Below are 12,906 nucleotides of genomic sequence, written 5' to 3' on the forward strand. Positions count from 1 at the left end.
TGAGCATGCGCAAGGCATTGATTGTATGGGGCGGCTGGCCGGGACACGATCCGGATTTGTGCGCCTCGATGATCCGCGGCTGGCTGAAGGCGGAAGGCTTCGAAGTCCAGATCGAGACGACGACCGAGGCATTCGGCGATCCCGGGATTCATGATCTCTCGCTGATCATCCCGATCTACACCATGTCGAAGATCGAGAAGGCGGACGCTCTCAATCTCTGCGCCGCGGTGCGAAGCGGCGTCGGGCTCGCCGGTCATCATGGCGGCATGTGCGACGCGTTCCGTGACTCCGTCGACTACCAGTTCATGTGCGGCGGGCAATGGGTCGCGCATCCCGGCAACATCATCGACTACAAGGTCGACGTGACCAAGCCTGATGATCCCATCATGAAGGGCCTGAAGAGCTTCGAGCATCGTTCCGAGCAGTATTACATGCATGTCGACCCCGCGATTGAGGTGCTGGCGACGACGACGTTTACCGGCGAGCACGCATCCTGGATCGATGGCGTGGTGATGCCGGTGGTCTGGAAGAAGCAATATGGCGTGGGCAGGGTGTTCTATTCCTCGCTCGGTCATCGCGCCTACGAGCTCGACGTGCCGGAGATCCGGACGTTGATGACCCGCGGCATGCTGTGGGCGGCGCGCGAATGACTGAAGGCGCGACCCAGCCCATGGTTCGCGCCACGCTCGAGGATGTCGCGCGCGCCGCGGGGGTTTCGCTCGCCACCGTCGATCGCGTCGTCAACCGGCGGGAGGGCGTGCGCGCCAAGACCGTCGCGCGTGTCGAGGCGGCGGTGGCAAAACTCGGCTATCGTGCCGACGTCGCTGCTGCGCGCCTCGCCCGCGGACAGTCGTTTCGTTTCGCCTTCGTGCTGCCGACCGGCAGCAACAGCTTCATGACCAATTTGTCCGAGCAGGTCCAGCGCGCCGCCGACTGGCTTGCCGGCCAGCGCGGCTTCATCGACATCCTCCACGTCGACGTGTTCGATCCTGACGTCCTCGCCGGCGCGCTGGATGATTTGTCGCCGGTCTATCAGGGGGTCGCCGTGGTCGCACTCGACCATCCGAAGGTACGCGACGCGATCGACGAACTCACCGCGCGCGGGGTCGCCGTAGTGACCCTCGTGTCGGACGCGCCAAGCTCGCGCCGTCTGCACTATGTCGGCATCGACAATCCGGCCGCAGGCCGAACCGCGGCAACGCTGATGGGGCGCTTTCTTGCCGCCCGCGAGGGCAAGGTTGCCGTCATCGCGGGATCGTTGTCGCTGCGCGATCACACCGAGCGGCAGTTCGGCTTCCATCAGATATTGACGAGCGAGTATCCGAACCTCGCGACATTGCCGGTCATCGAGGGCCGCGACGACAGCGCGCGCACGCGCGAGCTCACCGCCGCGCTGCTGAAACGCCATGCCGACCTGCGCGGCATCTATTGCTGCGGCGCCGGCAATCGCGGCATTGCCGAGGCACTCGAGGCATCCGGCCGCGCGCGCGACGTGGTCTGGATCACCCATGAGCTGACCCAGCATACGCGGCGCTTCCTGGTGCGCGGCACGCTCGATGCGATCATCAACCAGGACCCCGGCCACGAGGCGCGCTCTGCCGCGCGGGTGCTGCTGGCGCACTGCATGGAAGAGCCGATCAGCCCCGATCAGGAGCGCATCCGGATCGACATTTTCCTGCGCGACAATCTGCCGTAGCGGTCTGATGGTGTCGGGGGCGCGCGCGGGGCTGTTCAGGCCGGCACACGCGCAACGCGCCAAGAGCTTCATCTTCCCAACTAGTTAGAGGCGCCATGTGCGCCCTGCCGGGCCTGTCCCGCGCCGACGATTGACAGCCAATTATTACATGTCTAAAAATATGCAAATTCATATAATTCACGAGACGGCTGAATGGACGCGCATCCGCTCAAGCTCAAGGTCAGGTCGTATGTCGCGGAGACGCCGTTCGTACGGAGCCTTGTGTTTGGCGTGGAGGACGGCATGGTGCCGCGTTGGCAGGCCGGCGCACATCTGCGCGTGGCGCTTCCTGATGGAGGGGACCGGCCGTACTCGCTGATGGCGTTGCCGGGTCTGGCCGAGGATGCGCTGGCGCTCGGTGTGCTGCGCGAGGAGGCTTCGACCGGCGGCTCGCAATTCATGCACGCGCTGAAGGTTGGCGATGTCGTGAAGGCGAGCGCGCCGGTCAACAATTTTCACCTGCACGAGGGCAGCGCGCCGGCGCTGTTGTTTGCCGGCGGCATCGGCATCACGCCTGTCCTGTCGATGGCCGCGGAGCTCGCGGCGCGAGGTAGCCCGTATCGCCTGCACTATGCGGGTCGCACCCAAGGACTGCTGGCGTTCCTGCCGCAATTGCAGGAGATCTGCGCCAAGGGCCTGTCCGTCCACTACGACAGCGACGAGTCTCGCCTCGACATTGCAGCAGCGCTCGCCGATGCCGCCGCAGACGCCCACGTCTACGCCTGCGGGCCCTCAGGCATGATCGATGCCGTGAAGGTCGCCGCGCTTGCCGCCGGCGTGTCGGCTGGCCGCATTCATTATGAACTCTTCAAAGCCGAGCAGCCGTCATCGCCCGATCGGCCGTTCGAGGTCGAGCTGAAATCGACCGGGCGGGTCATCGGCGTTGCCGCCGGCCAGACCATCATCCAGGCGCTGGAAGCGGCCGGGCTCGACGTCCTCTACGACTGCCAGCGTGGCGATTGCGGCATCTGCCAATGCGGGGTGATCGAAGGAGTGCCTGATCATCGCGACGTCATCCTCAGTGACGACGAGAAGGCGTCCAACAAGGTCATGCAGATCTGCGTGTCACGCGCCAAGTCGGAACGTCTGGTGCTGGATCTCTAGGGGGAGGCGAAGGACGCCATGAACAAATACGGAGGCAATGCCGGGGCGATTGCGGCGCTGGTGCGCGAGGCCGAGGTGCACCGCGACGTCTATGTCGATCCCGAGATTTTCGAGCTCGAGATGGAGCATCTGTTCCCGAACAGCTGGATCTATGTCGGGCATGCGAGCCAGCTGGCAAAGCCAGGCGACTTCATCACCGCCAATATCGGCCGGCAGCCCGTCATGGCCAGCCGCCACACCGACGGCTCCATCCACGTTTTCTACAACCGCTGCCCGCACAAGGGCGTGAAGATTGCCTCGGAACCCTGCGGCAACACCGGAAAGTTCTTCCGCTGCCCCTATCACGCCTGGTCGTTCAAGACCGACGGCTCGCTGCTCGCGATCCCCTTGAAGAAGGGCTATGAGGGCACCGGCTTCGGCGACACCCAGGCGAATGAGGGGCTGTCGAAGGTCAGGAACGTCGTCATCTACCGCGATTTCATCTTCGCCCGCCTCAGCGATTCAGGCGTGTCCTTCGAGGATTATTTCGGCGAGAGCCTTTCGACCATCGACAACATGGTCGACCGCTCGCCGGAGGGGAAACTCGCAGTCCAGGCGACGCCGATCCGCTACATGCACACCTGCAATTGGAAGATGCTGGTCGAGAACCAGACCGACACCTGCCATCCCATGGTCGCGCATGAGAGCTCGGCCGGCACCGCCGTCAAGGTCTGGAAGCGCGAGCAGGGCGATGCCACGGAGACGCCGATGGCGGTGCAGCTCTACGGTCCCTTCATGAGCCCGTACGAGTTCTACGAGCAGAGCGGCATCAGGATCTGGCCGAACGGCCACGGCCACACCGGCGTCGCCAACTCGATCCATTCGAACTATCAGGATATCCCTGGATATCTCGACCAGATGGTCGCGGCCTATGGCGAGCAGCGGGCCCACGAGATCCTCGGCGAGGTCAGACACAACACGGTGTACTTCCCGAACATCATGGTGAAGGGCGCGGTGCAGATCCTGCGCAATTTCATCCCTGTAGCGGTCGACAAGACGCTGGTCGAAAGCTGGGTCTATCGCCTGGTTGGCGCGCCCGACAAGCTCTACGAGCGCGCGTTGATGTACAACCGCTTCATCAATGCGCCGACCTCGATTGTCGGGCACGACGATCTCGAAATGTACGAGCGGGCCCAGGAAGGGCTGAAGTCAAACGGCAATCAATGGGTCAATCTGCGGCGGCTCTACGACGGCCATGAAGAGCAGGACGTGACGGCCGTGATCAACGGCACGTCCGAACGGCAGATGCGAAACCAGTTCCACGCCTGGGCGAAATTCATGACCATGGACATGGACAAGCGCATCGAGGCGGCGGAATGATCAGCGAGAAGACCATCACGGACTTCATTTACGAAGAGGCCGAGCTGCTTGACACGATGCAGTGGCAGGCTTGGCTCGATCTGTTTCACCCGGAGGGGCGCTACTGGATGCCGTTGGAATGGCAGCAGCAGGACCCGGTGCTGCAGCCGTCCTTGATGTATGAGGACCTGCTGCTGTTGAAGGTCCGGGTCGAGCGGCTCGCCGGCGAGCGCACCTTCAGCCAGAAGCCGAAGAGCCGCTGCCATCATCTGCTCCAGTCGCCCCGGATCGTGGCGTGCGACCCGGCTGCCGGCGTGTTCAAGGCGCGGACGTCCTATATCTACACCGAGACGCGCGGCGATAATCTGGAGCGGTATTCGGGCTGGGCCTCGCATGATCTTGTCCGGGTCGGCGATGCCCTGAAGATCAAGCTCAAGCGCGTCGATCTCGTCAATTTCGACGCGCCGTTCGGCAATATCCAGCTTTTCATGTGAGACTGCTTTGACTACTGCGACCACAGTCTACGACCGCTTTCGCGAGACCGCGCTCCGCCGGGGCGAGGCGGGTTTCCTCAACGTGCTGCCGGAAACCGCCGGGATCTACGGCATCGCCGCCGGAGAGATCACCTACCGCGCCATGCTGGATCGGGTCGAACGCTGGCGCGCGGCGTTCGCAGAGCGCGGATACGGCGAGGGCCACCGGGTCGGATTGCTGCTCCAGAACAGGCCCGTCTTCGTCGAGCTGTGGTTCGCGCTCAACGCGCTCGGCGTCTCCGTGGTGCCGATCAATCCGGATTTGCGACTCAGCGAGCTCGAATACATCATCGCGCATTCTGAGATGAATGCGGCCTTTGTCCTTGCCGATCGGCGCGAGGAAGTCGAGACGGCGGCGCGTCGGGCCGGCCGGCCGATTCCAGTCGTGACGGACGAGAGCGACGTTCCCGCGCCCTTCGGCGGCGTGCGGCCGGCGACGGCCGGAACCGAGGCGAGCGAATGCGCGCTGCTCTATACCTCGGGGACGACGGGGCAGCCCAAGGGCTGCGTGCTCACCAACAGCTATTTCCTGCATTCCGGCAACTGGTATCGCGATGTCGGCGGGCTGATCGATCTCAAGGGCGACGGCGAGCGCATGATCACGCCGCTGCCGCTGTTCCACATGAATGCGATGGCGGTATCGCTGATGGCGATGCTGTCGGTCGGCGGCTGCCTGACCATGCTTGATCGCTTCCATCCGCGCAGCTGGTGGGCGTCGGTGCGCGACAGCCGCGCGACCTGCCTGCACTATCTCGGCGTGATGCCCTCGATGCTGATGAGCGCACCGCCTTCGGCGCAAGATCGCGCGCACAGCGTTCGCTTCGGCTTCGGCGCGGGTGTCGACAAGCTGCTCCATGCACCGTTCGAGGCGCGCTTCGGTTTTCCGCTGCTCGAGGCCTGGGCGATGACAGAAACGGGCAGCGGCGGCGTCATCGCCGCCAATGTCGAGCCGCGCAAGGTCGGCACGTCTTGTTTCGGCCGCCCGGCCACCGAGGTCGAGGTGCGTATTGTTGATGATGCCGGCAATGACGCCCCCAGCGACACGCCCGGCGAGCTGCTGGTGCGGCGCGCCGGCGCGGACCCGCGATACGGCTTCTTCCGCGAGTATCTCAAGAACGAGGCCGCCACCGCCGAGGCGTGGGCCGGTGGCTGGCTGCACACCGGCGATATCGTCTCGCGCGATGCCGATGGCGACCTGCATTTCGTCGACCGCAAGAAGAACGTGATCCGTCGCTCCGGCGAGAACATCGCCGCGGTCGAAGTCGAATCCGTCCTCAACCGCCATCCTGCGATCCGGCAGGCCGCGGTTGCGGCGACGCCCGATCAGGTGCGTGGCGATGAGGTTGCAGCTGTCATCATCGCCGAACAAGCTGGCGCCGATCGTGCGCTCGCCGAGGAGATCGTGCGCTGGAGCCTGGAGCAGATGGCCTATTACAAGGCGCCGGGCTGGATCGCTTTCGTCGACAGCCTGCCGCTGACGGCAACCGAGAAGATCCAGCGCGGCGGCCTGAAAGACTTCGTCATCAAGCTGATGCATGACGGTGCGTTCTTCGACCTGCGCGACCTCAAGAAGCGGCAAGTCTGATCGAGGAGTCTGATCATGGTCGAGATCCGCACCACACTCATCACCGGCGGCAATTCGGGGATCGGCGAGGCACTGGCGAAGAAGCTCGTCGCGCGCGGGGAGCGCGTGGTCTCGGTCGGGCTGGAGAAGCCGAGCTGGACGCACGAACTGCTCGCAGCCTATTGCGCCGATCTCTCCAACCTTGAGGAGACACGCGCCATCTCGCAGGAGATTTGCCGCGACCATGCCATCGATCGCCTCGTGCACAATGCCGGCGTGATCCTGCCGAACCTGCTGCCCGATGCCAGGCCGGAAGACATCCTGATGTTGGCGCAGCTGCATCTGGGCGCCCCGATGCTGCTGACCCAGGCGGCGCTGGACGGGATGCTCGCGCGTCGCTTCGGGCGTATCGTGTTCGTCTCGTCGCGTGCCGCGATGGGGGCGGCGACGCGATCGGCCTATTCGGCCACCAAGGCCGGCGTGCACGGCATGGCGCGGACCTGGGCGCTGGAGCTCGCCGCGAGCGGCATCACCGTGAACGTCGTCGCGCCCGGGCCGATCCTGACCGACAATTTTTGGGGCATCATCCCGAAAGGCTCCGAGCAGCAGGAGCGGATGGCGCGCAACGTCCCGGTCGGCCGGCTCGGCTCGCGCGAGGATGTCGCGCACGCGATCTCGTTCTTCCTCGACGAGCGCTCGGACTTCGTCACCGGCCAGGTGCTCTATGTCTGCGGCGGCACCAGCCTCGTCGGCCTTGGCCCCTAAATCTGGTTCTGCCTGATATTCTCGACCATCTTGGCCAGCACGCGCGCGCAGACCTCGATGTCGTCAGGGTCGATGCCTTCGATCAGCCTGTCGTAATTGTTCGCCATGATCGGCCAGATCTTGCGCAGCAGCGCCTCTCCGTCAGGTGTCAGCCCGACGACGCGGCGGCGCTGGTCCTCCTCGGCGATCTCGCGCTTGACGAGGCCCGATGACACCATGGACTCGACCATGCGGCTTGCCGTCGACTGCTCGGTCACCGCGAGCACGGCGACCTCGTTGACTGTCAGGGTCTTGTAGATGAACAGCACCGACAGTGTCCGGAACACGACATTGTTGATGCCGTGCTCGCTGAGGTCGCGGTTCTGATCGAGGTTCCAGCGATTGGCGAGCCGGTTGAACAGATACGGTATGTAGGTTTGCAACTGGTCCCGCGTCCGCGGCGGACCCGATTTCCATCTGCTCTTGGATTCTCTGGCCATTATCTCTTGCGACTTTGCTTCTTGCTCTCGGTATGATCATTTGAGGACAGCGATTTCAGCACGGACAGCGCGCTGTCCAGATCCCGGGCCGGGACGTTCTCGAACCGTTTGGCGAGATGTTTCTTGTGGATTTCGGCCGCCTTCCTGAAAAGTGCTTCGCCCTTCGGCGTCAGGCGGACGATGAAGGACCGCCGGTCCTCGCTCGACATCTCCCGGCTGATGAGATCGTCGGCGAGCAGGCGCTGCACTAGGCCGGAGACATTGCCGCCGGTGACCTTCAGGTTTTGCGACAATTGGCCGAGCGCGAGACCATCCCTGTAACGATCGAGCTGGGCCAGCACGTCGAATTTTGCCAGCGACAGGCCGAACTCGGAGTTCAGCATCGAATTGAGCGAGGCGAAGAGTTCGCCATGCAACGACAGCAATTGCAGCCAGAGCCGGGTTTCGATCTGCCCGGGCACGGGAACAACGTTCTCTTTGAGTGCTGCCGGCATCGCCCAGTCCGTTTGAATCATGCGAAAGTCTTGATGGTCTGGATTACGCCGTCGAGTGCCGTGCCAGCGCTGTCCTTCAGCGCGGCCTCGCGCAATCGGCGCGCCCAGTCGGCGGCATCCTCGCGGCGTTCGACCAGCTTGATCGCAGCGAGCGTCCTGTCGAATTTCGACAAGCCGCGGCTGTGGGTATCGGAATAGCCTTTGACGAGGCGGCGGCATTGCAGGATTTCGACGCCGAGCTGGTAACTGTTGGCGACAGCGTCGGTCGCGGCCCTGAGCCAGGCATCCCGGTGCGCCGTCTCGACGGCGTGACGGAGCGAGCGGCGGCGCAAGCCGCGCATCCCGCCGACGACATAGAGCGCCAGGAACCAGGGCAGCGAATAGGTCTTCACTCGGCGCCCTTTGTTGACACGCCGATCGAGCCAGCCGAGCAGGCGCGGTCGCGCGCCAAGCCAGCGGCTGACGCCCACGGGCAGCATGCCCATCACTTCCTCCATGCGCGGATGCATGAATTCCGTGGTCTGCAGCACCTCTCCGTCCGACATCTCGAGCTCGTTCTCGATGCGCGTGCGGCGACCGGCGCGGGTCTTGAGGTCGGCGACGCGGATCACGTCGTCATAGCTCATGGCGTTGGCGAGGTACTTTGCCGCGACCTCCGTGAAGGCATAGGCGTGCGCGCCGCCGCCAGCGCTTCGGTCGGCCGCGTGCAGGACCTTGAGGATATCGAGATATTCGCCGCCATAGGCGACGTCCTGGAAGTCGACAACCTTGCGCAAGCCCGCGCGCGCCATGGCAAGCGCAGGCGCGGGCAGTTCCTGGTTCAATCTTGCGATCAGTGCGCTGAGCTGCGGATCTGAGATTGCGGACGAGGGGATCTTGCTGACCGGTATCGCTTGCGTCGGGGCTGCAACCTCGGCCGGACCGGATTTGACCCGCGCGAAGGCAGCCTCGAACGTCTCGACGCTGGCCTTGGCGCCTTTGCCGCCGGCGCGAATCACGTCGAGATAGCTGTCGCGGCTGAACGGCAGCACACCGGCCGCGGCGAGCGCGCCGAACATCGCGGCCGAGATGACGCTGCCATGCGCGATCGCGAGCGCATTCAGATCGAAGATAATCTCGGTCTTCGCCGCAATGCCAATGGCGCCGGTGACGGCGCCGCTGTCGGCGATACCGTTGCCCGGCGCGATCTTCTCGCCAACCGCGAACGAGCGGTGATTGGACGCGATCAGCGTGGTACGGTCAGGCGTCACCAGGCCGCGCAGGATCGAGCGGCCGGCCTCCATGAACTCCGCCGCCATCACCACGTCGACATCGCCGGGCGTCGGCATCAGCGACAGGATCGGCTTGCGGCCGTCAAGCGGCGGCATCGCCTCGATGTAATAGATCGTGGCGCCGGTACGCTGGGCAACGCCGGGCACGGAGGTCGATTGCGCGACCCAGCCGTGGTTCTCGGCGAGCTGCACGATCCAGTCTGTCAGCACGCCGCCGCCCTGGCCGCCCATCGCGACGATCGCGATCGAGATCGGCCGCTCGGTCGCTTCGCCTGAAGCGGGCAGGGCCAGCCGGACCGTCTCGTCCCTCATGCCAGTGCCTCGAGCGCCGGCCGGCGGCGGTCGCGCCGCCGCTGCAGCCAGCCGATCACGTTCATCGCGATCTTCGATTTGAACTTGTCCCAGCCGGTCGGATTGTGAATCACGTCGGCGCGGTAGAACGAGGGGCAGAGCACGGCGGCCTCCGAGACCTCGCCGCAATTGCCGCAACCGACGCAGGAATTGTCGATCGCCGCGACGGGATCGTCGCGCAGGGGATCGTCGAGCTGCTTCACCGACAGCGACGGGCAGCCGGAGAGGCGGATGCAGGCGTGGTCGCCGGTGCAGACATCCTCGTCGACGCCAAAGCGCTCCTTGACGATGCGCACGCCGTCCTTGATCGCCTTGTTGATCTGCGGCTTCACGCGGCGCTGCTTGTTCAGCATGCATTCGGAGGAGGCGACAATGACCTTGGGGCCTTCGTCCTTGGTCGTCAGCGCCTCCTTCAGAATGTCGCGCATCTTGGCGACGTCGTAGGTGCGGTCGAGCTGGCGCACCCATTGCCCGCCGATGCCCTTCACCGCCTTGACGATCGAATTGTTGGTGTCGCGCCGCTTGTTGATCGCGCGCGAGGACAGGATGTCCTGACCGCCGGTCGCCGAAGTGTAGAAATTGTCGACGATGACGAAGACACCGTCATGCTTGTTGAACACGGCATTGCCGATGCCGCTGGTCAATCCGTTGTGCCAGAAGCCGCCATCGCCCATCACCGCGATCGAGCGCTTGTCGGCCTTGACGTTGAAGGCCGAGGTCGAGGCCGGGCCGAGGCCGAAGCCCATCGTGGTTGCTCCGATGTTGAACGGCGGCAGGATCGAGAACAGATGGCAGCCGATGTCGGCGGAGACGTGGTGCTGGCCGAGCTCTTCCTCGACCAGCTTCATGGCGGCGAAGATCGGCCGTTCCGGGCAGCCGGTGCAGAGCCCGGGCGGGCGCGCCGGCACCACCTGCTTGAGCTTCTCGACCGCGGGGTGATTGAGCACGGGCGCGGCATCCGGCGCCGGCGGCCGGTTGCCGAGCAGCCGCGGCTCGGTCTTCTCCAGAAATTCCCTGACGCCGCCGAGCAGCACTTGCGCGGTATAGTCGCCGCCCATCGGCAGCACATCCTTGCCGTGAACGCGCGCCTGAATGTCCTTGCGGCGCAGCACCGTGTTGATGGCCTGCTCCAGATATTCCGGCTGTCCCTCTTCGACGATGAGCACGGCGTCCTTGCCGGCGCAGAACTCCGCGACCTCGGTGTCGATCACGGGGTAGGTGACGTTCATGACGTAGAGCGCCACTTGCGTGTTGCCGTAGGCGTCTGACAGCCCAAGATATTGCAGCGCGCGGATGACATTGTTGTACATGCCGCCTTGCATGATGATGCCGACCTTGCCCTGCGTCGGTCCCATCCATTCGTTCAGCTTGTTGTCGCGGATGAAGCCGATGGCCGCGGGCATCCGCGTCTTGATTTTCTCCTGCTCGTGCTCATAGGCCGCCGGTGGCAGCACGATGCGGTTGACGTCACGCTTGGGATTGTTCAGCGCGTCCTTGATGGTGTGCGCCGGCTTGCGGTTGTCCTTGCAGGCAAAGCTGCCGTGCATGTGACAGGCGCGCACGCGCACCTCGAGCATGACGGGCGTGTTGGAGAACTCGGAGAGCTCAAAGCCCTTCTCGATGAGATTGACGATGCATTCATGCTCGGGACGAGGATCGAGCAGCCACATCTGTGACTTCATCGCAAACGCATGCGTGCGCTCCTGCATGATGGAGGAGCCCTCGCCATAATCCTCGCCGACGATGATCATGGTGCCGCCGGTGACGCCGCCCGAGGCGAGATTGGCGAGCGCGTCGGAGGCGACGTTGGTGCCGACGGTGGATTTCCACGCCACCGCGCCGCGCAGGGGATACATCACCGAGGCCGACAGCATCGCCGCGGCGGCCGCTTCGTTGGCGGAGCTCTGGAACACGACGCCGAGATCGTCGAGCACGTCCTTGGCGTCGGCGAGCACGTCCATCAGATGCGAGATCGGCGAGCCCTGGTAGCCGCCGACATAGGCGACGCCGGATTGCAGCAGCGCCTTGGTGATGGCGAGGATGCCTTCGCCGCGGAAGGTGTCGCCGTCGCCGAGCCGGAGATCCTCGACCTCACGAGCAAAGGAACGTTCAGCCATTGCACCCTCCAGAAATATGCGATAGCATACGTTTACATGTGAAGTAAGTCAACGCCGCGCCATGCTATCACGCCTGCGGATGGTCTCTTTCGGCAAGGCGGTCATGAGCGAGCCGACAGGGTAGGGCCGATGCTGAAGCTGCCTCGCTTTAGAGCCGCCGCCGTCCAGGCTTCACCAGTCTATCTCAACGCGAGCGCGACCGCCGACAAAGCCGCCTCACTGGTGCGTGAGGCCGCGGCCAACGGCGCGAAACTCGTCGCGTTCCCCGAAGTATTCGTGCCCGGTTACCCCTATTGGAACTGGATCACCGATCCCGTCACCGGCAGCGCGTGGTTCGAGAAGCTCGCAAAGGTCTCGGTGCTGGTGCCGGGCCCGGAGGTCGACGTCGTCAGGAAGGCCGCGCGCGATTGCAGTTGCTATGTTGTGCTCGGCGTGAACGAGCGCAGCCCGGTCTCGCTCGGCGCGATCTACAATACGCTTGTTTTCATCGGGCCGGATGGCGCACTGCTCGGCAAGCATCGCAAGCTGGTGCCGACCTGGGCAGAGAAGCTGACCTGGACCGGCGGTGACGGATCGAGCCTGCGCGTCTATGATACCGAGATCGGGCGTCTCGGCGGCCTTGCCTGCGGCGAGAACACCAACACGCTCGCGCGCTTTGCGCTGCTCGGCCAGGGTGAGCTCGTGCACGTCGCCAGCTACATCTCGCTTCCCGTCGCGCCGCCGGACTATGACATGGCGGAGGCGATCAAGCTGCGCGCCATCGCCCATTCCTTCGAAGGCAAGATCTTTACCATCGTCTCCTGCTCGACCGTTTCGGAGGAGATCATCACCGCGATGGAGACCATCGTTCCCGACGCGCGTGCACGGCTGCAGCGCAAATCGAGCGCATTCTCCGGCATCATCGGCCCCGACGGGCGCGTGGTCGGCGCATCGCTGATCGACGACGAAGGAATCGTCTATGCCGACATCGATCTCGAGCGCTGCATTCAGCCGAAGCAGATGCACGACATCGTCGGTCACTACAACCGGTTCGACGTCTTTGATTTGCGGGTCAACAGGCGTCCCCTGGCGCCGCTGGGCATCGCAGGCGAGGGCGACGCCGCGGAGCAGAGCTTTACGCCGATCCCGCTGAGATCGGAATAGACTTTGGAGGAC

General features: G+C 64.4%; 12 protein-coding genes. 8 read left to right on the forward strand and 4 right to left on the reverse strand.

All coding sequences use genetic code 11. From position 1 onward, the window contains the following. Window positions 1-5: 5 nt before the first annotated feature. The 7 genes from XI06_RS09120 to XI06_RS09150 all read left to right on the forward strand — a co-directional run bounded on the left by XI06_RS09120 (window position 6) and on the right by XI06_RS09150 (window position 7,039). Window positions 6-650 carry a ThuA domain-containing protein gene (locus XI06_RS09120; protein WP_237859003.1) on the forward strand — a complete coding sequence of 215 codons (645 nt, stop codon included), beginning with the start codon at window positions 6-8 and terminating at the stop codon, window positions 648-650. Then, a complete protein-coding gene (locus tag XI06_RS09125; protein ID WP_271605099.1) occupies window positions 647-1,696 on the forward strand; it encodes a LacI family DNA-binding transcriptional regulator in 1,050 nt (349 codons plus the stop codon). Before XI06_RS09120 ends, XI06_RS09125 begins: the two co-directional genes overlap by 4 nt. Before the next feature lie 192 nt (window positions 1,697-1,888). Continuing rightward, entirely contained in the window at window positions 1,889-2,839 is a 951-nt protein-coding gene (locus tag XI06_RS09130) for a PDR/VanB family oxidoreductase (RefSeq protein WP_271605100.1), read from the forward strand. A gap of 18 nt (window positions 2,840-2,857) precedes the next feature. After that, the gene (locus XI06_RS09135) at window positions 2,858-4,198 is read left to right on the forward strand and encodes a Rieske 2Fe-2S domain-containing protein (RefSeq protein ID WP_237858997.1); all 1,341 of its coding nucleotides are present in this window, start codon (window positions 2,858-2,860) and stop codon (window positions 4,196-4,198) included. Then, entirely contained in the window at window positions 4,195-4,671 is a 477-nt protein-coding gene (locus XI06_RS09140) for an aromatic-ring-hydroxylating dioxygenase subunit beta (protein WP_237858995.1), read from the forward strand. The genes XI06_RS09135 and XI06_RS09140 overlap by 4 nt, the downstream gene beginning before the upstream one ends. Before the next feature lie 7 nt (window positions 4,672-4,678). Then, the gene (locus XI06_RS09145; protein WP_271605101.1) at window positions 4,679-6,295 is read left to right on the forward strand and encodes an ATP-dependent acyl-CoA ligase; all 1,617 of its coding nucleotides are present in this window, start codon (window positions 4,679-4,681) and stop codon (window positions 6,293-6,295) included. A 15-nt stretch (window positions 6,296-6,310) separates the two neighbouring features. Next, window positions 6,311-7,039, forward strand: a complete 729-nt coding sequence (locus XI06_RS09150; RefSeq protein ID WP_271605102.1) for an SDR family NAD(P)-dependent oxidoreductase — start codon at window positions 6,311-6,313, stop codon at window positions 7,037-7,039. Here the strand turns inward: XI06_RS09150 and XI06_RS09155 are convergent. From XI06_RS09155 to XI06_RS09170, 4 genes are read right to left on the reverse strand one after another with little or no spacing between them, the layout of a single operon-like run. Further along, window positions 7,036-7,461 carry a MarR family winged helix-turn-helix transcriptional regulator gene (locus tag XI06_RS09155; protein WP_237858988.1) on the reverse strand — a complete coding sequence of 142 codons (426 nt, stop codon included), beginning with the start codon at window positions 7,459-7,461 and terminating at the stop codon, window positions 7,036-7,038. The two genes, XI06_RS09150 and XI06_RS09155, sit on opposite strands and share 4 nt — an antisense overlap. 56 nt (window positions 7,462-7,517) lie before the next feature. Next, window positions 7,518-8,012 carry a MarR family winged helix-turn-helix transcriptional regulator gene (locus XI06_RS09160; protein ID WP_237858987.1) on the reverse strand — a complete coding sequence of 165 codons (495 nt, stop codon included), beginning with the start codon at window positions 8,010-8,012 and terminating at the stop codon, window positions 7,518-7,520. 17 nt (window positions 8,013-8,029) lie between these two features. Then, a complete protein-coding gene (locus XI06_RS09165; RefSeq protein ID WP_271605103.1) occupies window positions 8,030-9,595 on the reverse strand; it encodes an indolepyruvate oxidoreductase subunit beta family protein in 1,566 nt (521 codons plus the stop codon). Then, a complete protein-coding gene (locus tag XI06_RS09170; protein WP_237869695.1) occupies window positions 9,592-11,751 on the reverse strand; it encodes a thiamine pyrophosphate-dependent enzyme in 2,160 nt (719 codons plus the stop codon). Before XI06_RS09170 ends, XI06_RS09165 begins: the two co-directional genes overlap by 4 nt. A gap of 129 nt (window positions 11,752-11,880) precedes the next feature. Between XI06_RS09170 and XI06_RS09175 the strand changes: the two genes are divergently transcribed. Then, window positions 11,881-12,894, forward strand: a complete 1,014-nt coding sequence (locus tag XI06_RS09175; protein ID WP_237869694.1) for a carbon-nitrogen hydrolase family protein — start codon at window positions 11,881-11,883, stop codon at window positions 12,892-12,894. The last annotated feature ends 12 nt before the right edge of the window (window positions 12,895-12,906 follow it).

Source organism: Bradyrhizobium sp. CCBAU 11434, from assembly GCF_028128895.1.
GTDB classification, from domain to species: domain Bacteria; phylum Pseudomonadota; class Alphaproteobacteria; order Rhizobiales; family Xanthobacteraceae; genus Bradyrhizobium; species Bradyrhizobium zhengyangense.